Source organism: Coprobacter secundus subsp. similis (assembly GCF_015097275.1).
Classification (GTDB): Bacteria; Bacteroidota; Bacteroidia; order Bacteroidales; family Coprobacteraceae; genus Coprobacter; species Coprobacter secundus.
Genome location: NZ_AP023322.1, coordinates 141,146 through 160,280, shown reverse-complemented (window position 1 = coordinate 160,280; position 19,135 = coordinate 141,146). Strand labels below are relative to the sequence as shown.

18 protein-coding genes are annotated in these 19,135 nt (G+C 49.3%); 3 read left to right on the top strand and 15 right to left on the bottom strand.

Going from position 1 to position 19,135, the window contains the following annotated elements:
• Positions 1–199: 199 nt before the first annotated feature.
• From Cop2CBH44_RS00530 to Cop2CBH44_RS00490, 9 genes are all read right to left on the bottom strand, one after another.
• Positions 200–1,324, bottom strand: coding sequence for a porin (locus Cop2CBH44_RS00530; RefSeq protein WP_200755304.1), 1,125 nt, complete (start codon positions 1,322–1,324; stop codon positions 200–202).
• Entirely contained in the window at positions 1,321–1,476 is a 156-nt protein-coding gene (locus tag Cop2CBH44_RS00525) for a hypothetical protein (RefSeq protein ID WP_021931117.1), read from the bottom strand. The genes Cop2CBH44_RS00530 and Cop2CBH44_RS00525 overlap by 4 nt, the downstream gene beginning before the upstream one ends.
• A gap of 17 nt (positions 1,477–1,493) precedes the next feature.
• A complete protein-coding gene (locus tag Cop2CBH44_RS00520) occupies positions 1,494–1,706 on the bottom strand; it encodes a hypothetical protein (RefSeq protein ID WP_200755303.1) in 213 nt (70 codons plus the stop codon).
• Between the two features lie 23 nt (positions 1,707–1,729).
• Positions 1,730–2,536, bottom strand: a complete 807-nt coding sequence (locus Cop2CBH44_RS00515; RefSeq protein ID WP_200755894.1) for a helix-turn-helix domain-containing protein — start codon at positions 2,534–2,536, stop codon at positions 1,730–1,732.
• Positions 2,537–2,808: 272 nt separating this feature from the next.
• Positions 2,809–3,810: an aldo/keto reductase gene (locus Cop2CBH44_RS00510; protein ID WP_200755302.1), complete on the bottom strand. Its 1,002-nt coding sequence runs from the start codon at positions 3,808–3,810 to the stop codon at positions 2,809–2,811.
• Positions 3,811–3,868: 58 nt separating this feature from the next.
• Positions 3,869–4,081, bottom strand: a complete 213-nt coding sequence (locus Cop2CBH44_RS00505) for a hypothetical protein (RefSeq protein WP_200755301.1) — start codon at positions 4,079–4,081, stop codon at positions 3,869–3,871.
• A gap of 57 nt (positions 4,082–4,138) precedes the next feature.
• Positions 4,139–5,548, bottom strand: coding sequence for an aldo/keto reductase (locus tag Cop2CBH44_RS00500; RefSeq protein WP_200755300.1), 1,410 nt, complete (start codon positions 5,546–5,548; stop codon positions 4,139–4,141).
• Positions 5,549–5,567: 19 nt separating this feature from the next.
• Complete coding sequence (locus Cop2CBH44_RS00495; RefSeq protein WP_200755299.1) at positions 5,568–7,079, bottom strand: 4Fe-4S binding protein; 1,512 nt, start codon at positions 7,077–7,079, stop codon at positions 5,568–5,570.
• 24 nt (positions 7,080–7,103) lie between these two features.
• The gene (locus Cop2CBH44_RS00490; protein ID WP_200755298.1) at positions 7,104–8,045 is read right to left on the bottom strand and encodes an EFR1 family ferrodoxin; all 942 of its coding nucleotides are present in this window, start codon (positions 8,043–8,045) and stop codon (positions 7,104–7,106) included.
• Between the two features lie 30 nt (positions 8,046–8,075).
• Between Cop2CBH44_RS00490 and Cop2CBH44_RS00485 the strand changes: the two genes are divergently transcribed.
• From Cop2CBH44_RS00485 to Cop2CBH44_RS00475, 3 genes are all read left to right on the top strand, one after another.
• Complete coding sequence (locus tag Cop2CBH44_RS00485) at positions 8,076–8,552, top strand: hypothetical protein (protein ID WP_200755297.1); 477 nt, start codon at positions 8,076–8,078, stop codon at positions 8,550–8,552.
• A 186-nt stretch (positions 8,553–8,738) separates the two neighbouring features.
• Positions 8,739–9,299: a flavodoxin gene (locus Cop2CBH44_RS00480; protein ID WP_200755296.1), complete on the top strand. Its 561-nt coding sequence runs from the start codon at positions 8,739–8,741 to the stop codon at positions 9,297–9,299.
• Positions 9,296–10,135 carry an aldo/keto reductase gene (locus Cop2CBH44_RS00475; RefSeq protein WP_200755893.1) on the top strand — a complete coding sequence of 280 codons (840 nt, stop codon included), beginning with the start codon at positions 9,296–9,298 and terminating at the stop codon, positions 10,133–10,135. The genes Cop2CBH44_RS00480 and Cop2CBH44_RS00475 overlap by 4 nt, the downstream gene beginning before the upstream one ends.
• A 505-nt stretch (positions 10,136–10,640) precedes the next feature.
• On the opposite strand, the gene Cop2CBH44_RS00470 is transcribed toward Cop2CBH44_RS00475, so the two are convergent.
• The 6 genes from Cop2CBH44_RS00470 to Cop2CBH44_RS00445 form a co-directional block, all read right to left on the bottom strand.
• On the bottom strand, positions 10,641–12,905 hold the full coding sequence (locus Cop2CBH44_RS00470) for a DUF2357 domain-containing protein (protein ID WP_200755295.1): 2,265 nt from the start codon (positions 12,903–12,905) through the stop codon (positions 10,641–10,643).
• 3 nt (positions 12,906–12,908) lie between these two features.
• Positions 12,909–14,756: an MrcB family domain-containing protein gene (locus Cop2CBH44_RS00465; protein WP_200755294.1), complete on the bottom strand. Its 1,848-nt coding sequence runs from the start codon at positions 14,754–14,756 to the stop codon at positions 12,909–12,911.
• A gap of 225 nt (positions 14,757–14,981) precedes the next feature.
• Positions 14,982–15,161, bottom strand: a complete 180-nt coding sequence (locus Cop2CBH44_RS00460) for an alkyl sulfatase C-terminal domain-containing protein (RefSeq protein ID WP_200755293.1) — start codon at positions 15,159–15,161, stop codon at positions 14,982–14,984.
• Entirely contained in the window at positions 15,136–15,339 is a 204-nt protein-coding gene (locus Cop2CBH44_RS00455) for a hypothetical protein (protein ID WP_200755292.1), read from the bottom strand. The genes Cop2CBH44_RS00460 and Cop2CBH44_RS00455 overlap by 26 nt, the downstream gene beginning before the upstream one ends.
• Before the next feature lie 51 nt (positions 15,340–15,390).
• On the bottom strand, positions 15,391–17,910 hold the full coding sequence (locus Cop2CBH44_RS00450) for a DUF4906 domain-containing protein (RefSeq protein ID WP_154668365.1): 2,520 nt from the start codon (positions 17,908–17,910) through the stop codon (positions 15,391–15,393).
• Entirely contained in the window at positions 17,903–19,084 is a 1,182-nt protein-coding gene (locus tag Cop2CBH44_RS00445; protein WP_200755291.1) for a fimbrillin family protein, read from the bottom strand. The genes Cop2CBH44_RS00450 and Cop2CBH44_RS00445 overlap by 8 nt, the downstream gene beginning before the upstream one ends.
• Positions 19,085–19,135: the final 51 nt, after the last annotated feature.

Genomic DNA, 19,135 nt, shown 5'->3' with positions numbered 1-19,135 from the left:
TAGAATAGAAAATATCAGAAAAGATACCTTCCGAATAAAGCATGCCGTTATGCCCCCACAGGGCCTGCCGGAGAACCCCGGGGGATAGAAACAAAGGACAGCAATTTGCCTGAAACACCGGAAAACAGTTAGATGAAATTCTCCACACCCAAATGATTTCCCCCCCTCATAAATATTCCGAAAATGTTCATTGGGCCGTTCAGAAGATATACTGCATACGCGCCTGTACCAAAAAGAAATCCTCCTGATAAAAGCTGTTGCAATGCCTCCCCACCCATACATAACCGCCATTAACCTTCACTCCGAAATATTCGTTAAGATAAAAGTTTATACCCAAAGACAAGTCCTTTTCCTCTCCACCCCGGATTTGCGCCTTGCCGTCATTCAAATCGGTATAGTTGAAGCGAGCCACCAATTCTATCGCTTGCGAAGATACAGGACGCCCCGGAATACCGTACACGGAATCATAACCGAACCCGCGTCCCTTGACAAGAAACCCTCCCTGTATATATCCGCCATGCGGACAGAAAGCATGTTTTCCCCCGGTACGGCCAAACCTGTCAAAACAATACTCAGCCTGCAACATGAAGCGCGGAGCAGTGAGCAACGCCTCCATCACACCCTTCACTTCCGAGCCCTTGTCAGATATTTCAGCCCCAAGCAACGGGGCAGGAAACATGGACGTAATCCCCACACACCCTATTTCTCCCGTCGGGGCTTCCGGAGTATTTACCTCCTGGGTACGGAAAGAGAAAGCCCCTCCGAAATGCAACAGCCGATGGTCACTGCCCTGTCTTCTCCATACGGCACGGCTGGTAGAAACAAAAGCGTTTCTTTGCCCGTCACCTATCTCATTAAGGTCGTTGTGGGTATATATACCGGTTCCCAAATACCAGCGGGCATTGTAAAAATGATAGGTCGCCCCCAATTTCCGGCTATCAGAAAAAGCCAGGACAGAAGCAGCGGACTGATGGAAACGGAGGTTAGCCGCACTGATCAGTATGTCCATAGAAAAAGGCTCATAACTGTTTCCGAACGACAACACACCGTTCCTGAAACGGTAGCCCAGCACCAAGTCCTTGAAGACCAACTTTCCGTCTCCTATTCCCACGTCGGCCTTTACCTTGAACCTTCTGTAAGTTGCCTTGAATCCCACCCGAAAGTCTTCTATCCGATAATACCCCTGCGCCTTTTCTTTCCCATATCCTGAAACAGTCGCATCAAGCAGTGCCCTTGAACGGAATTTTACCTGCAACGGTCCATTCGCCCGGACAACCGGCCAGACCATAAAAAAGACCGCTATAAGCATCAGTATCCTCTTCATGCCTTGACGGTATTAACAAGAACAGGAAAGAGACCTTCTGCAGAAGCTACCCATCCATAGTCGGCCACAGGCTTGACCCTCATGATTGCCGATATCCTTCCTGCCCGCCCACGGGCAGGCAAATCCATTACATAGCTGCTCCACCATTTCATATCTGTTTCTTTTTTAATTATTCACCTAAAGTTTTTGTAAAGGCAAGCGCAGAAAGCCGCCATTGCCCGTTTTCCATGACATATACACCGGAAACTCCACTTACAATAAATACGGCACCCCGGTATAGCCCAAACCAATTTCCCCCTTGCCGTTTGTCCTCGACAACGATACTACGGCAAAGATAGCGGTGATGCGAAAAAGCACGGTTATAAAAAATACCATAAAGCACAACCTCACTCTCAAAAGAAATGGCTACTCCCTGTAATCCGACGGCCTCACACCCAAATTCTGCTGCACATAACGGCTGAAATAAGCCGGTGACGAGAAACCGAACATATCGGAAATCTGGACGAAAGTCAACGACTTGTTGCGCAACTGGCGTGAGATGTCGAGTATCGTATAACGGTTGATCCAGTAGTTGGCGGCATATCCGCTGACCTTTTTCGACACCTCCGACAGATACTTCGACGTGACGCACAAGCAATCGGCATAATAAGTCACCTCCCGATGCTCGCGGTATGTACCCTCCTCCAGCATTTTCAGGAAACGGCTCATGATAGAAGCATTCTGCGTCGAAATATCACTATTCCCATAAATGCGGGCGTGGAAGTCAAAGAAGTCGAGAATCGCCGCCTGCATGGTGTTGATAAGCGTTTCCCGGTAAAAGCGGTGCTCCGTGTCCCGGATACGCTGCTCCAGCAGGTCGAAATCGCGGCGGCAGACAATCTGCTGCTCCGGTGTAAGGTGCATGACCGGATTGAGGAAAAGGGCCAACGACCCCTTCATCCCATAATTGCTCTGCGGCGTACACAAGTCTATAAAACCGGGAGTAGCATAGATTATCTTGCACCGGAAATCGTCCGACGGCTGTACCCTGTCTATCAGCTTCCGTTTGCGGATAATGGACAAATCCCCCGCATGCAACTCGAAATCCCGTTCATTGAAACGGTAACGGCACGTCCCTCCCAGACAAAGCAAGTGCGCCAGATACTCCTTATCGATATCTGTCTTTATCACACCGAGGGCATCGGCAACGATTATATTTTCCTGCTCTTCCATGCTTCTTGTCCAATAATTTGCAAAATTAGCGATAAATATCCGACAATATCCCAATTTCACACTTTTTGTGGCAAAGCTTTATGACCCACCCTTTTTATCAAAGGTTCCCGCCGACCTCCCCGCCAGTTTGTCCAATGCCCTATTCAAACAGTTCCGCCACAGCGAACGCGTCGTTCTCTTACATCGTCTCCTGTGCGTTTAAAATACCGCATGCAGCCATCGCTGCACACGGCACAACAGCCTTTTATCTTTTCCTATATATTATACAAATGTCACCTCTTTATCGATGAGCCTCCGAATACTTCGCTCATCTCCATACTCTCGAGAGCCATATCTATCGCCCTTACCTCCTCACCGGTCAAGTGAATATCCGCTGCACCGATATTCTCTTTCAGCCGGAACAAGCGGCGAGTGCCGGGTATAGGAACGATGGGCGGACGCTTGTTCATCATCCACGCCAACGAGATTTGCGACGCGGTAGCCCGATATCCGTCAGCCAACCTTTCAAGAAGAGAAAACAACGCACGGTTCTTCTCGAAACTCTCCGGACGGTATTGCGGCATCGAGGCGCGGTAGTCGGTCACAGGGTCAAAAGCCATGCCGGCCGTGTAGCGGTTGGTCAACAGGCCGTTGGCAAGCGGTGAATGCGCCACGAAGCCTATGCCGAGCTCCTCGCACACGGGCAGCAACACCTCGTGCCAGCGCGCCATCATCGAAAACCGGTTCTGTATCGCCGCCACAGGGCAAACGCGATGGGCACGGCGCAGATATTCCTCCGTTGCCTCCGAGATGCCCCAGTGCAGGATTTTACCCTCGCGGATAAGCCCTGCCATCACCTCCGCCACCTCCTCCGGTGCGACCTTCGGGTCGATGCGGTGCTGGTAGTAGAGGTCGATGCGGTCGGTACGCAACCGCCGGAGCGACTCCTCCACCGAGTGACGGATAGTTGCCGGACGTGCATCGGGGACAAGCGCATGCGGTCCCGCCTCATCGGGCTTATCGAATGTCAGTCCGAATTTCGTAGCGATGACAATGCGGTCGCGGTAAGGACGCAACGCCTCACCTAACAACTCTTCATTGTGGTGCGGACGGTCGGGTGTGCCATACACCTCGGCAGTATCGAAAAAGGTGTAGCCCATCTCCACCGCATCGGCAAGGAGTTCCGCCATCTCCCGTTTGTCGGCTGGCGCACCGTAGGCATGGCTCATGCCCATGCAGCCAAGTCCCACGGCAGAAACGCGCAATCCGCTCAATCCTAATGTTCTATAATACATGAATACTTTTGTTTCTAATTTCTACTACTTCTTTGCTTTCAACCACGGAGCAGTGCTTTCATCCTGTCAGACGCCTCCCCTTTGCCGAGTTCGGTCGGGCACGGAATGGCATCGGCCCGTTCACGACCGACTGTCTCCCCCCATAGAACATCGGTATACCCAGTTCGGAAAAGAGCCCCATGACCCTCCGGGCGGATTCTTCGATAAAGCCGTCAAAACCGAAGGCTTCGTGATAATAGTCGCATATATCCTCCGTACGGCGCTTCCCCATTGCCTGAAGGAAGCGTGGAAAAACGAAAACCCTTCATACTCCCCTATGGCGTCAAATTTATATTTCCTGTTTCAGCCGTTCCACGTATGCATCTATACGGTGCAATTCCTTCGGGATGTCGATGCGCTGCGGACAATGGACGCTGCACTGGTTGCAGCCTATGCAGTGGCTTGCCTGACGCAGTTTCGGGACACTCCTGTCATAACCTACCAAATAGGCACGCCGCGCCTTGCGGTAATTCTCATCCTGTGCACTCTCCGGAATATTGCCCTCGTTCAGGCATTTGTTGTAATGGAGCAGGATAGCCGGGATATCGAGACCATACGGGCAAGGCATGCAATACTTGCAGTCGTTGCAGGGAATCGTATCGAACTGCATCATCCGCGTCGCCGTCTCTTGCAGAAAGTCGAAATCATCCTCCGTCAAGGGCTTCAAAGGAGCATACGTGCGCAGATTGTCCTGCAAATGCTCCATGCGAGTCATGCCGCTCAACACGGTATGCACGCCGGGCAGGCTACCGGCAAAACGGAACGCCCACGAAGCCACGCTCATCTCCGGCTCGCGCTGTTTGAGACGGGCAGCAATCGTGCTCGGCACGTTGGAAAGGCGGCCGCCCAACAGCGGTTCCATAACGACTGCCGGAATACCGCGCTTTTCCAGTTCGCCATACAAGTATTCGGCATCGGTATTTCGGGAGTTGATTTGCTTGGCATACTTCCAGTCCAGATAGTTGAGCTGTATCTGCACGAAGTCCCACCCGTACTCCTCGTGCCGGGAAAGCAAGTAATCGAACACCCGGATATCACCGTGATAGGAAAATCCGAGGTTGCGGATACGCCCCGCCTTGCGCTCCTCCAACAGAAAGTCGAGGATACCGTTCTTCACGTAGCGGTTCTCGAACTCCTCCATGCCGTTCCCCATGCCGACACCATGCAGAAGCATGTAGTCTATGTAATCGACCTGCAACTCCTTCAGCGAATTGCGGTACATGGCGATGGAGGCTTCGTGGCTCCATGTCGCCGGAGAGAAATTAGACATCTTGGTAGCGACGAAATACCTGTCACGCGGGTGGCGGCTCAGGGCGATACCCGTGGCATGCTCCGACTTGCCCCGGCAATAAGCGGGCGACGTGTCGAAATAGTTCACCCCGTGGGCGATGGCATAGTCCACCAACTCGTTCACCATCTCCTGGTCTATCTCCTCGTTACCCTCACGGGCACTGCGTCCTCCGACAGAAGGCAAGCGCATCATGCCGAACCCCAACAACGACACTTTATCGCCCGATGTCGGACTGACCCGGTAAGTCATCCGGTCGGTAGGGATTTCTCCGGCAGATACCGTCCGCGTCCCCTCTTTCCCGCCACCCGTGCACGCCGTCAGGCCGGTCGTGGCAACTCCGGCAGCTCCTATCGCTTTCAGGAAGTCCCGGCGCGACAAGACTCTCCTATTTCTATCTCGATTGCTCATATTCTCTACTTATACGGTTTTACATTACACTATGTATCGTGTGCCCCTCCACATAGATGGCACTGAATGGACGTGCCGGACACAGATTCTCACACGCCCCGCACCCGATACACCTTTCGGCATTGACAACAGGTATTCTGACAGAGTCCGGAGCTTCGATATCAGACGGGACCATCAATATCGCTCCCGAAGGACAATGACGGGCACAGTTGCCGCACTCCACACCGTCGGTCAGCGGGATGCAATTCTTTCTAATCCATACGGCATGCCCGATGCGGGCGGATGATTTCTCCTCGACGGTAATCGGACGGATTGCCCCTGTCGGACACACATCGGAGCAGCGCGTACACTCCGGACGGCAATACCCCCGTTCGTAAGACATTTCGGGCTGCATCAGCTTCGCCAGTTCGGTCGAAGGCCGGAGCACGTTGTTGGGACAGGCCGACACACACAACTGGCAGGCGGTACAATGACGTGCAAAATGACGTGCGCTCCATGCCCCCGGTGGCACAATCGGTGTGGCCCGTACCGGAATCTTCTTATCCTCGATGACCGCCAGTCCGCCGTCCACCTTTTTCTCCTGAGCTTTCACCACCGACGTAGCTGCAAGCACGGCCGTTGCCGAAAGGAAACTGCGGCGGGATGCATCCATCTGTCCGGGAGTCCCTTTCTGTACAATCTTGTTCCCCACAGCCTTATCCGGTCTCCTCCAACGGTATTGCAGGTGAAGCGCATCGTGCCGGCAGGCGTCTATACAGTCCATACACGCCACACAACGGCTGTAGTCGATACGATGGTTCTTGTAGTCGATGCAGGCAGCCTTGCAACGGCGTGAACACAGACTGCAATTTTTACATTTCCCCGCATCAAGTACCGGACGGAACAACGAGAAACGGGAGAAAAATCCCAATACCGTTCCCACCGGACAGACAGTATTGCAGTAAGTCCGTCCGTTCCGCCATGCAAGAATAATCAACACTATAAAAGTAACAGCGGCTACGATGAATGTCGGCAAGCCCTTCACCCAGACCTCCGTCTCATAAAAGACATAACTGTCCGCACGCTCGGCAATGTAAGCAAGCAGGTTGTTCCCCCAGCGGTACACCGGAGCGAACAGGTTGGAGGCAATACGCCCGTAGGAACTATATGGAGCCAATAATGCCACAAAAGAGCCGATACCCGCAACCAAGGCGATGACGAACAGCCCCAGCACCCCGTAACGCAACCCTTTGACCTCGGGAGAATAGGAAAAACGGTATTTCTTCTTTTTCCGCCGTCCGCTTATCCACGACACGATGTCCTGAAATACGCCCAATGGGCAGATGATAGAGCAATAGACACGGCCCATAAGCAACGTGAGCAGTATCAACAAAACGACAATACCCGCGTTCACCGCAAGCAATGCGGGGAGGAACTGCACCTTGGCCGTCCAGCCCAACCACGCATGGACGGTTCCCGTAAAATCGAGGAACAAAGCCGTGACCGCCACAAAGAACAGCACGGCAAGCGTAAGTCTTATCTTTCTCAACATATCATTTTCACTTTATCTGACAAATTATAACTTCTGGTTGTTCGCCAATTTCAAGTCCATCAACGAAATGTGCTCGTTGCGGTAGCGGGCGTTCGGATTCTTTTCCGTTCCGTCAGGGAAAGAGCCGTCTTCCGACCTGCGGAACTGTATCGCTTTCTGCGGGCAGTTCTGTATGCAGGCAAAACAGAACTCGCAGTCTCCGGACATCTGCACGCCCCTCGATGCCAGTTCATAATTACCGCGCGGACACACGTATGTACAGATGCCGCAGTCGATGCAGGCGTCGGTCACGATAAAGCATTTCTCGCTTTTCATCAGAAAACCCACCTCAGGGTCAAGCCCGCTTCGCCGCATGAACCCTTGGTGTTGCCGGCGTTCCTCTTCCGTCACCGGCTCATGCCAACGCCGCCGCCCGCTGATGTCCGCCGTTATCTTCTGCAAATTTTCCGGGATACGCTTGTCCATCTTCATCTGCTTGTTCATATCGAAATTGGGCAGCCAGTTATCCACCATTACGATAGTGCCGATATAGTCGAACACATGGCCGCCCCTTTGGGATATTTCATCCCAAATCTCCACCGAATTACACTTTCGTGCACCGTAGGTAAGGACGGCAAACTTATAATCAGCCTTCAACTTCGCTGTCTGGATGAACTGCCTGACCATATAGGGCGGCATGTGCCCGTAGACGGGATAGACTATACCGATTTCGTTCGCCTCAAAATTATACTTCCCGTGTCTCACCATCTGCGGAATGCTCAGCAGTTCCGTACCGTCGTCCGCCAACTGGCGGGCGATATAGAGGCAGTTGCCCGTTCCGGTGAAATAAAAGATGATACGCTTGTTCTTTTTCCCCCTGCAAGATGCCAGCGAGAATAGTCCCGAAGAGGCGACCGCTCCGCCAATCATGGCGGCACCCATACGTTTCAAAGCAGCCCTACGGGTGATTCTATTATCCGTACACATATCTCTGATTCTTAATGGTTACTGTAAATATTGTCTGTTGCAAAAATAGAACATGCACCCAAGAGCAGCCTTACAGAAATTACGGTACATAATGCGATTTTTACGGAAAATCGCCGGTTCCCGGCACATAAACAAAAAGACACTCCTCCGGACGGGCATGTCGGACGAACGACCTGCCCGTATGATTCACCTTCCGATTTCCTTCAACCGGTTCGGTATCCCGTCTTCGGCAGCACCACAAGTTCGGCAACGGTTTTCCCTCTCATCTTATTACCTGTTCATGCAATACGCTTGTCCGACATTGCAAAAACAGAGAGGACCTTTCGAGCAGGCATTACATCCGGTTGCAACTACACCTATCTCGGTTTTTCATTTTTCAACACCCAATACCCCGACCCCCTGATGGCATTTTCCGGAAAAATGGTAATTCGACCCGTAATTTTTATACCCTCATTATCATTGAGAACCTATAACTTTGCACTCATATCGAAACCGAACAATAAATAATTCAAAGATGTTAATATAAAAAAAGTATTTGATTTATCTGATGATGGCTGCGGTATCGTGGAACTCCCCCCCCGACACCCGTCACCTGACGGGCGAAAGATTGACAAGCGGGCGCATCAACGAACAGAACACCCCATCATGGCTTAAAAAGATAAGAGTAATTAAATAATATATAATCCAACAGTTATGCACATACTTAAATACATCACTGCAATAGCCGTAATTATAACTATGTCATGCAGCAGTACCGTACAAGCCCAAACAAAAACTGACAATAACATGAAATCGGTAATCGTATATTTCACACATTCCGGCAACACCGAACTTGCAGCCAAACAAGTTGCAGAAGCGACAGGAGCGAGAATGATAAAGCTTTTGCCCGAACAACCCTATTCATCGGAAGACGTCAATTGGACAAACAAGCAGTCCCGTTGCACACAAGAACACCTCAACCGGTCGCTTCGACCAGCCATTAAGTCCATTGACATCGACTTTGCAAAGATAGATACCCTGTTTGTCGGTTTCCCCATTTGGTGGCACGAAGAGCCGGCAGTAATCCGCACTTTCCTCGACAAGTACGGAGAGCAACTGAAAGACAAGGTGATATTTCCTTTCTGTACCTCTTACGAAAGCCCCATGTCAGAAGCCGATGCCACGCTAAAGAAAGGCTACCCCTCCCTCAAAATCAAAAAAGGGCTTCGCCTGCCCGCTAAATCAGAAGAAATCAAAAAATGGATATCGAAATGAATACAGTAACATTGAACAACGGCGTCGAAATGCCCCAGACGGGCTACGGCGTCTATCAAGTATCGCCCGCCGAATGCGAGCGTTGTGTAAGCGATGCCCTCAGTGTAGGCTATCGCATGATCGACACGGCACAAGCATACCACAACGAAGAAGGAGTAGGCAATGCCGTCCGCAAGAGCGGTATCAGCCGCCAAGAGATTTTTCTCGTATCGAAAGTCTGGATTTCCAACTACGGCTACGAAAAAGCCAAAACCTCCATCGACGAGAGCCTGCGCAAGTTGCAGACCCACTATATCGACCTGATGCTGCTACACCAGCCCTTCTGCGACCGCTACGGAGCATACCGGGCTTTGGAAGAAGCCTATAAGGAAGGCAAGCTACGCGCCATCGGCGTGAGCAACTTCTATCCCGACCACTTCATCGACATCGCCAGCAATATGGAAATCGTCCCGGCAGTCAATCAAGTAGAAACACACGTCTTCGACCAGCAAACCGAGCCGCAGAAAATCATGGAAGAGTTCGGCACACGCATCATGTCGTGGGGCCCCCTCGCCGAAGGCCGCAACAACCTCTTTACCAATCCGATACTGGCCGAAATCGGTCACAAATACGGCAAGAGCGTAGCACAAGTAGCTTTGCGTTGGTTGATTCAGCGCGGAGTGATTATCATTCCCAAATCGACACACATCGAACGGATGCGACAGAACATCGACATATTCGACTTCACGCTCTCAGACGAGGATATGGCGGCCATCGCTACACTCGACACCGGCAAAAGCCTTTTCTTCGACCACCACGATGCCGAAACGACGCGCATGTTCATGGGATGGAGGTAAGCGATAAAAAAGTATTTAAATAAAGAAGCGCGGAAACTGTTGTTATTCTCCACATCTTAGGCATCGCCAGACGCCTTCAGTACCAATAATAAACAACAGTTCCACGCCTTTATTGCATGTTTAGAGCATACATAGGTACAGAACGTTCATTGCTTATTATTCTGGTACTGTTAAAACTGGCGATTTTAGAACACAAGAATAATAAAAAACGCTTCTCCGAAAGACCGCCCATTTCTCCGGGCAGTACGTTACAAATACAAGAAAAATCACGGACTAATCAAACCCCTTAGAAAAGTTATCTTAAAAAAACGACCAACGTCAAGAAAACCAAAACACAAAGTTGCCCGCCCAACTGTGCAACCGCATACATCATCGAATAGACAGACGGGCAATCTATACATCTTACCCCAAAAACGAATCTATCATCAAACAATACTCAGGACTTAACTTGTCTAAGATAGCAGAATGAATATATCAAATCATACAATCCACACACAAGATACAACTACACCCTTACCCTATATTTCATCAACTCTGACAGAACAATACAACGAGGTATAGCCCTTCTATGCCCAGCAGGACACACCTTCGACACATCCCACCTCATAGACCCAAACTCTGGTTCCGTTCTCTCCACATCCAAGCCAAACACAATATAATACTCCTCTCCAGGCACTCCAGGATATCCCTTATCCATAATATTCTGCTTCGACAACACCCGAGGACCACGAGCATCCAATTTGACAAAATGCTGTCCTAAAGGCCCATGAAGCAACAAATACCTAGCCGAAATAAATTTTCTATGGAGCCTCAAAGAACCATTTCCCGTCCCCGTCCGAGTATTATACAACCTTGACTTAAAAATCCAGTCCAAATGTTCCCTATCCTTATAATAACCAATCAATACATAAGTCTCATCAGGCAATAAATCCCTATTCCCACCATAAGGCTCCGGCAAAGGCTCGCGCAAATTCGTACTCTCCCCCTGCAAAGTAGAATAAACATGATAAGCCAACTTCTCCCTCTGAGAAGTCCTATCCAAAAAATTATTTATTACATCATCCAGAAAAGAAACAAACCCAAGCAAACATTTCTCCCCATGCTTAGGAGAAATAGCAAACGCCCCCAGACCCGGAATGATTTCATGGAAACCAGAAACGACTCTATCCTCAGTCCCCGGATAAAGCACATACGCTCCACCAGTCCTCCGTATAGCATCTTTATACGCATGCATTTTCAGCAAATCAGCCCTCCTATACATACCACGTTCCTCCTCTTCCTCAATCCTAGACATCCACTCATCACTATCCCCTTCCATATCCCCATCACTCAAAAACAAACGCTCCACCCTATATTTAGCATCAAAATGTATATGAGTAATCAGCTCCTCCCGCTCAGCCTGGTCACAAGTAATCTCCCCTGGCCACAACGAAAGAGTATAATCTGGCCGAAAACTATGCGTCCAACTACCAGCACTCTGATAATCCCCCGTATACCCAAAAGTTCTATTATAAGAAAACTGGACATTAAGCCTCCGACTTTCAGTCTCATACACACCACCAAGAACAATCGTCCTACCCTGTTTCAAATTTAAGTTCAAAACCCCATCTCTACACTCAATAAGCTCATTTTTACTCTTCGCCGGAATATGGAATTTATTACTCAATACATCGAGCAATTTGAAAAACAACCAATACTCATAAAGAGCTGCCACATTCTTTTTACCAGCCTCATACACATTATCGCCACCCTGCCAAGTCAACCGAGCAGCCATATCAAACATCAACCACTTCTGAAAAATCTCCCGATACCCCTCCTTCTTCTGTAAAACAGGACTATTAAGAGGAAGCATATCCATCTCCGATACACCCCTAAACAAAGGAAAAGACAAGTACATTACCAATCTTTCACATACACGTTCAGCCTCTCCTCTCAATCGCCTACCCGCTTTAGGATGTCTCTGTATAGACGAGCAAAAAACAAGAAACGAACGCAAAACATATTTAACAAAACGATTCTCCGCAATATCCACAGTCTCAGTCTTCGAAACCACACAAACCCTTCTTGGCAAAGATTCGAATCTCGGCCACAAAGAATGTTGATGAGGCACCCCTATACGATTTGAAGAATTAGAAAGCTGCTTCAAAACCCGATACCCCATCCGCTTAACATTACACAAAAGCTTTTCCTCCTCAGACTCCATCCACCTCTTTACAGGAGACACTTGTATCTGGTGCAATGCATCAGCAAATGCCTCACTTTCAACAATTGACCGTACAAACGCAAAACGCTGATATTCAGACCGCGGGTCCTCGCTTATATCCACCTCAAATTTCTGGACAACAACAGCCTCCTGTGACAAAAGCAACTCAGTACAATACCCCGTAATGTCCTCCAACATCCATCTATAATCATCCCGATATCCTACTTTAGAAGACCTTATTTCAAAACCAACACAACCAACCTTCCTATTCCCCTCTCGTTCCAAAATATCAACATAATGCGTACCTACAAATGTTCCCGTCGAGACATGCCCATGATTCATACCACAACCACTCCTCGAGTTTACAAAAATCCCCGTATTTGCTAAATAATAATCAAACGTATCCAGTTCAAAATCATACCTACACCCCTCTTTTAGTTGATAAGGAGCCTCTCCAAACTCCTCTGCATCCTCTACCTCAAACAACGAATTCGCTTGCAAAGCAAAAAGACGAAGCACGAAACTATCACGATTGCTCAAAACTATATTTATCGACAAATCATCCATACACTAGGCCTCTGCAAAACTTGTAAAGCCATTATCCTCCGCTATACGATACATCCTCCATATCTTTTCTGCAGACAAAGGATACCTCATTGTTTCTACCGCCGGCAATTCCGAAATCAAATCCAAAGACATCCCCTCCCCCTTCATACACAAACTCCAAAAAGCCTTCAGCACAGGCCCCACCTTCTTACGAGAACCATGCAACTTAGGCAATAATTTCTGTATAATAGCAGCATCCACAAGCATATCAGTTGTCAAACTCTTACATAAATTCTTACCTAGAGATATAAACCTAAACATCTCATTGACCGTCCTATAACCAAACTCCGCATGCACACTCTTAAGCTCCACAAAAAAAAGTTTCAAAACACGAATTATCTCATCTCTATCAACAAGATTCTGCAAATCTACACTATCACGTGCACACGCAACAAAAGACGCAGCCTGATTCGCCCCCTTAGCCAGAACCAACTCCTTATTCAAAGGCTTCAACTCCCTCAAATAAGTTTCCAACTCATCCAGCATAATACAAAACTCAATCACATTTGCCCTATCTAGCACCTTAGGACTAAACATATATGTCGTTTCATCAACATTTATCGTACCAATAATAAACAAATTATCAGGCAACTTTATAGACTTCGGCACACCTTCTACCTTATCCTCCGTAAGTGGTATCTCCTCTCCCGACTCAAGAGCACTCAAAAAATCAGCAAAATACCGTTCTACATAACTCAGATTCATCTCGTCCAAAATCAGAAAATAAGGCTTATCCCTATTCTCAATTGCCCGAAGCAGAAGGTCTAGTACACCATTATCAGGCTTTACATACCGCCCCCGTTCAAGAGCATTCGGGTAACCCAATAAAAACTCCCGATTAGTCCAATCCGCCCCCACAGGAACCACACATATCTGTTCCCCACTATCCTCACAAACCCATTTAGCAAAAGAAATAGCAAGTTGCGTTTTCCCAGAACCAGCCAAGCCACTCAATATTACAAACGGCTTAGCCAACAACGACAAAACAAAACGAGACACAAGTTGCTCCGAAAAAATCAACCCCGTCAACGATAATGCCGAAACAAAAGACGCTACATCAAAAGAAGCCTTCCCTGGTAACGTCTTTCCCATTCCATTTCCTAAAATCATTTTATACTCACCTATCAAGTTTTTCAAATCAAGCTCCACAGACCCATAATCCAATCCCTCCGCAATATCATACACCCTATAAACAAAAGAGTCTCCATACCTACCAGGGGAAGTACCCCTTCGCTTGAAATAAGCTCTTATCGTTTCGCCACCCTCTTTCTCTATAGGCCACATAATTTGAGGCCTATTAGTCTCACTAATCCCATAAGCCAATATCAATACTCCCATATCCTTATAAAACAGAAATACAGGATAAATCCCACGACTAGTCATCTGGCCATCCGCCAAAAATGAAATCCACGGAATACGAGCAACATTACCCTGACCAAAACTAACCTTCACACTCAACCCCTCATACGTTCCCAGATATCCCCTTGTCCTCAAATCCGACGTTTGAGCCTGTTCCAAAAACCGTTTCAACATCTTCGACAACAAGTCTTTAGCCACAATCTCAAAACCATTACTCTCTAGTATCTCAAAACATGGAGTACCCTTTCCTTCTCTGAAACTATTTCTATCCAGTTCCACGCCATTTGCAAAAATATTAGCATAAGACAAAACCAATTTAGGAGGAAAACGCTTTCCTTTATAAAGCAAATCATAAGTAGAAGAATGAGCCTGTGCAGGCACTCCCTCATCCTCTATTTTTTGAATAGCCCGAATTATATGTTCAGCTCTTATATTTGTAGGTAATCCTCCCATAAAACAATATTTTTAGATAGAAACAATAATTTTAAAAATCCAGCACATCACACCCTAACTCTAGCCCCATGCCCCACATTTTACCGTAAAAATAAGAATTATTCTCCTCATTCCATTTCAATCCCCCATAAAAAAAATACTCCCGCACCCTCCCCCTCATCCGGCGAAAGTCACGAGAGCACACACAAGGCCGCCGTGCACATACACACGCGGCCCCTACTTCCCTCAAGACAATACGATATTAAAGTCCGGTTCCGAAGGCTCCACACAAGAAAGCAATGCCTCCAGTACACCCTCATTCCCCGTACGAGTCACCTTCGAAGCCTCACGGAAGCCCGCCAAATCCGTCTCGCCGAAAAACAAACGGATAAAGTCCGCCTTAGCAAGCCCCAACCGCCTCCACATGACATACTTCGCAAAAGGCTCGCCCCTCACCGCAGAAAATATCCGGTGGAAATGAGAAGTAAAAAAAACTCGTCAGTTGTGCCAGCGAATGCACATCCAGACACTTATCTATATTAGCATGGATACAATCGACACCCACATTGATTTGCCCCGCATATCTATCAAGGTCCTGCGCCATCCCTTACCCGTTTTTAGGACAAAAAAGAGCATTCTTTCCCGCCCGGCAGCATCAGTCCACCCTATCCAAGTCCACCCGGAATGCCCGGATGCGCAACGACTCCGTACGCAGTGCATACCCGCCCCGGCCCAGCTCATAAGCATAAGTATCTTCACCCCTTCCGTCACCGCCTCCACTATTCACATAATTACCATCAGGCAACACCATCGTAGCACGGGCACGCACACGACTCTGTCCGCTCGACCCGTTCTCCCGCTCCCCGGCAGAAGCGCTCCAATAATAGTCCGACTGGAACTCCCTGAAAGTCGTATAATACTGCGTCAAAGCATCCTCCATCTGGCGGATACCCGGCAAGAACCATTTACTTTCATTGCTAAGTTCTTCATAAAAAGTTCCCCGAAGTATTTTATTATGTCTAACATACGATGCAGTAACTATCCCGTCACTATTTCGTTTGTTCCTGTTATGACAATACTGAAATGCTGATAAAGGTTTATCATTTAAGGTCATAACTTCCTGATTTGCCCTGAAAATAATAAAAGCAGTATAAGGCCATCCATCATTAAAAACCTGCCCCGGTTCCTCATACGGTATTTGATCCCAAACCCAAATATCACTCCACTTTTCATATAACGGTTCGATTTCCTGATTATCCAGCCCCGAATTTTTCTCCGCCCAAGGCAATCCCGTATAAATCTGCTCGGTAGCATACTCATCCAGCGGGTCATAATGGTCCAGATACTCCTCATACTGCTCCATATATATCGTTCCCCCGTCACGCATCACCACCGGCAACAAATGCGTCTGGCCTATCTCGACCGTGCGGCGTTTCACCTCCCTGCCGTTCTCCTTGTATATCAACGTCACCACCGCACTGCGGTCTCGCAGCTCAAGATTCTCGTCGATATAGAAATAGACCCGGTCCCGGCTGTCCCCTACGGTAACCTTCGTGCCATTGGCAAGAGCACCCCCTGCCTTCAGCAATCCCAAAGTAAAGAATGCACGCTTCCCGTTCCCCGCAGTCCACGGAGTACCCGTCGCCAGATGAGTACCGCTTCCCCCCGAAGTATAAGCCGTAAAACCCGAGTGCGTTACCGTACCGTTCGCCATATCCTCCGCAGCAATCCTCTCCATCCGTATCCACTCCGGTACCGACACAGCCGTCTCCGTACCCTCCGGCACCTCGCCCAGTATCACCTCGATGGTCGGATGCTTCGTAACCTTGTCGGCAAACATATACACATCCATAGGCGTCACGCAGAAATGAGCATCGTGGTTGCGCTCACGCAACATGGCGATATAAAACTCATTATCATCCTCCGACACGTTCACACGGGCATCGAGAGTATACTCCCCCGTCTCTATATTCTGGGAAGTCAATCCCTTAATCGTAATATCATTCTTATACTGGTGGTTACGTTTCACCTGAAAATTATCCGTATGATTCGCCCCCAGGTACAAAGTATACCTCACCTCATAAGTAGCCCCGTTATAAGTCGTATAGAAACCATGCAACTCCACGGCAGCAGCATTCCCGTTGGCAAGATAAGGCTTGTAACGCTGCTTCTGGTAATCCTTGATGCTGTCAGGATACAACCCGCCCCGCTCACCCGCCAAAGACGGATTGGCCCACTGCTCACCCTCGTCCACCTTCCATTCCGCATTCTGCACATTCTCATACATGTAGAAAGTAAAAGCAATCTGCCCGTTCTTGTTGAAGATAGTACGCTGCAAAGGAGTAGTGACATCCTTCGTCCACCCCTCCTCCCAGCCGGCACCCGTCTCGGCATTCACCTCGGGAGCCGTAAAAGGAACCCGCACCGGCATATTCTTTGCCGTCCACTCCACAAGTGTCAGAGAAGGCAGATTGCCATCCTGCACATCACTCGCAAGCTCTATATTCATGTCGATACGCGACATCAAAGCCTTCAATTCTATACGGCGCTCCCCCTCTACAGTCTCCTCCGGCTTGGTCAGGTCTATCACCTTGCTCCCCACCATAGGCATACCCTCCGAAGGCAAGCCCAGAGAGACATTCTCGGGCATATAGACAAGACCTTTCAGGTCCGACAAGTTACCGATACCGTCGGGACGCCCGTCATTGTCCTCATCAGGGCCGAAGACCGAGGCATCCACATTCGCCACGGCATAAACGGTCGCGCTTTTCGCAAGCCCCTCATCCGCAAACAAAGTATTATCTATCTTGAGCAGAGTCTCCCCCCTTCCGGGAGCATAATATCCGCCCTCCCGCGCAGCATCCGGATACCCCGTAAGATACCCCCCCTTCAAGTACTCGCCGTCAGAGCCGAAAAAGAAAATATAAAGCTGGTCGATTCTCTTCTCATTCTCATCCTTTATGTCACTCGACCGCGTAGTCACCTTCAACTCATCCATCGGGTCGCCGGTGAAACTCAGAGACACCCCGCCGCCCGTCGCAGATACCGTATCTCGCAACAATTCATCCTCCTGGCAGGCACAGAGCCCCGCAAGTAGCGCCACTGCCGCACTCAAAACTCGAAATAACCTTGAACGCATCACCATTTCGTAACCAGTATAAATTAACCTATTCAAATATCACATCATCATTCGTCTCATCTTCATCGTCCGCCTCGCCGTCCTCCCACTGTTCCTGATTGTCAACCACAAACTGCAAGACGAAAGTATCACCCACAAAATTGAGCTGGGCAGTATACTTGATACCCGCTTGAGGCGTAAACGTACCCGGACGCGCCGTCTCGAAAACATTCGGCACACCGTTGAACACATACTCTATCCTCACCTTCACATTCTCCCCGAAGCTCGTACCCGTCCCCGATATCAGCATCACATGCTCTCCCCCTATCGGGCTCGGAGACGAAGTCACCGTCTCGCCGAGAGACGCATCAGGAGCCGGAAGCATCAAGCTACCCCCCGAGGCATCACCGTCAAACAACGTATACGTTCCCGTATAGCGGTCGCCCGGAAACGAAAAAGACGAGACATCCCCCGTAAGGTCTATCCTTACCTTCTTGTAAAATGACCCGCTCAGCGTAACCGATTTCACCTCCAGGTCATACCCGCTGAAATTATTGACCTCGAACCCGAGGCCCGTCAGTACATGGCTGAAATTGAAACGCAAGTTACCATCCGACTTACGGCTGTTATAAAGCACCGCAAGCATCGCATCAGGAGTAGCCCTATGGTCAAGAGGAGCCGCCACATCCGTCCCCGTCTGCGGCATGGTAAACGTCAGCACAGGAGCCCCCGCCGTCTGCCCCGTTTCCGGCTTATCTACGGTAAAAGCCCCCGAATACGGATAATAAGCGACAAAAGAGTACCGGTAATCATCCGTCCCCGTAACACCGGCATTCGCTGCATTATCAGTATCATAACCATCCCGGTACCAATACTTCGGGTCATTGCCCGTACCCCCGTTCCGGTCATACGTGCACCCGCCGGTACCCACGACCACCCGTTGCTTATAAAACACGTCCGGTGGGCACAAAGCCTTCTTCAGAGCCCACAAACTCGCTCCCGCATTATAATTGGGAGTCTGCGTACCCACCGTATAAGGCACACAATACCCCAGCACGCCGAATTCGTCACCCGGCACCAGAGCATCCTTCAACGTGCTGCGCGTAACCGTCTCCACCATAAGAGCCGGAGTGTCGAATACAATACGGTCGCACTCCTCCCGCATAAGCTCCCCCGCGCTGTCCTTCTCACAAGCCGCACATACCACCGCAAGCACAGCCGTTCCGAACACATATTTTAGTCCCATCATATCGAGCTATTCCTCCTTTCCTTCTCAACCACA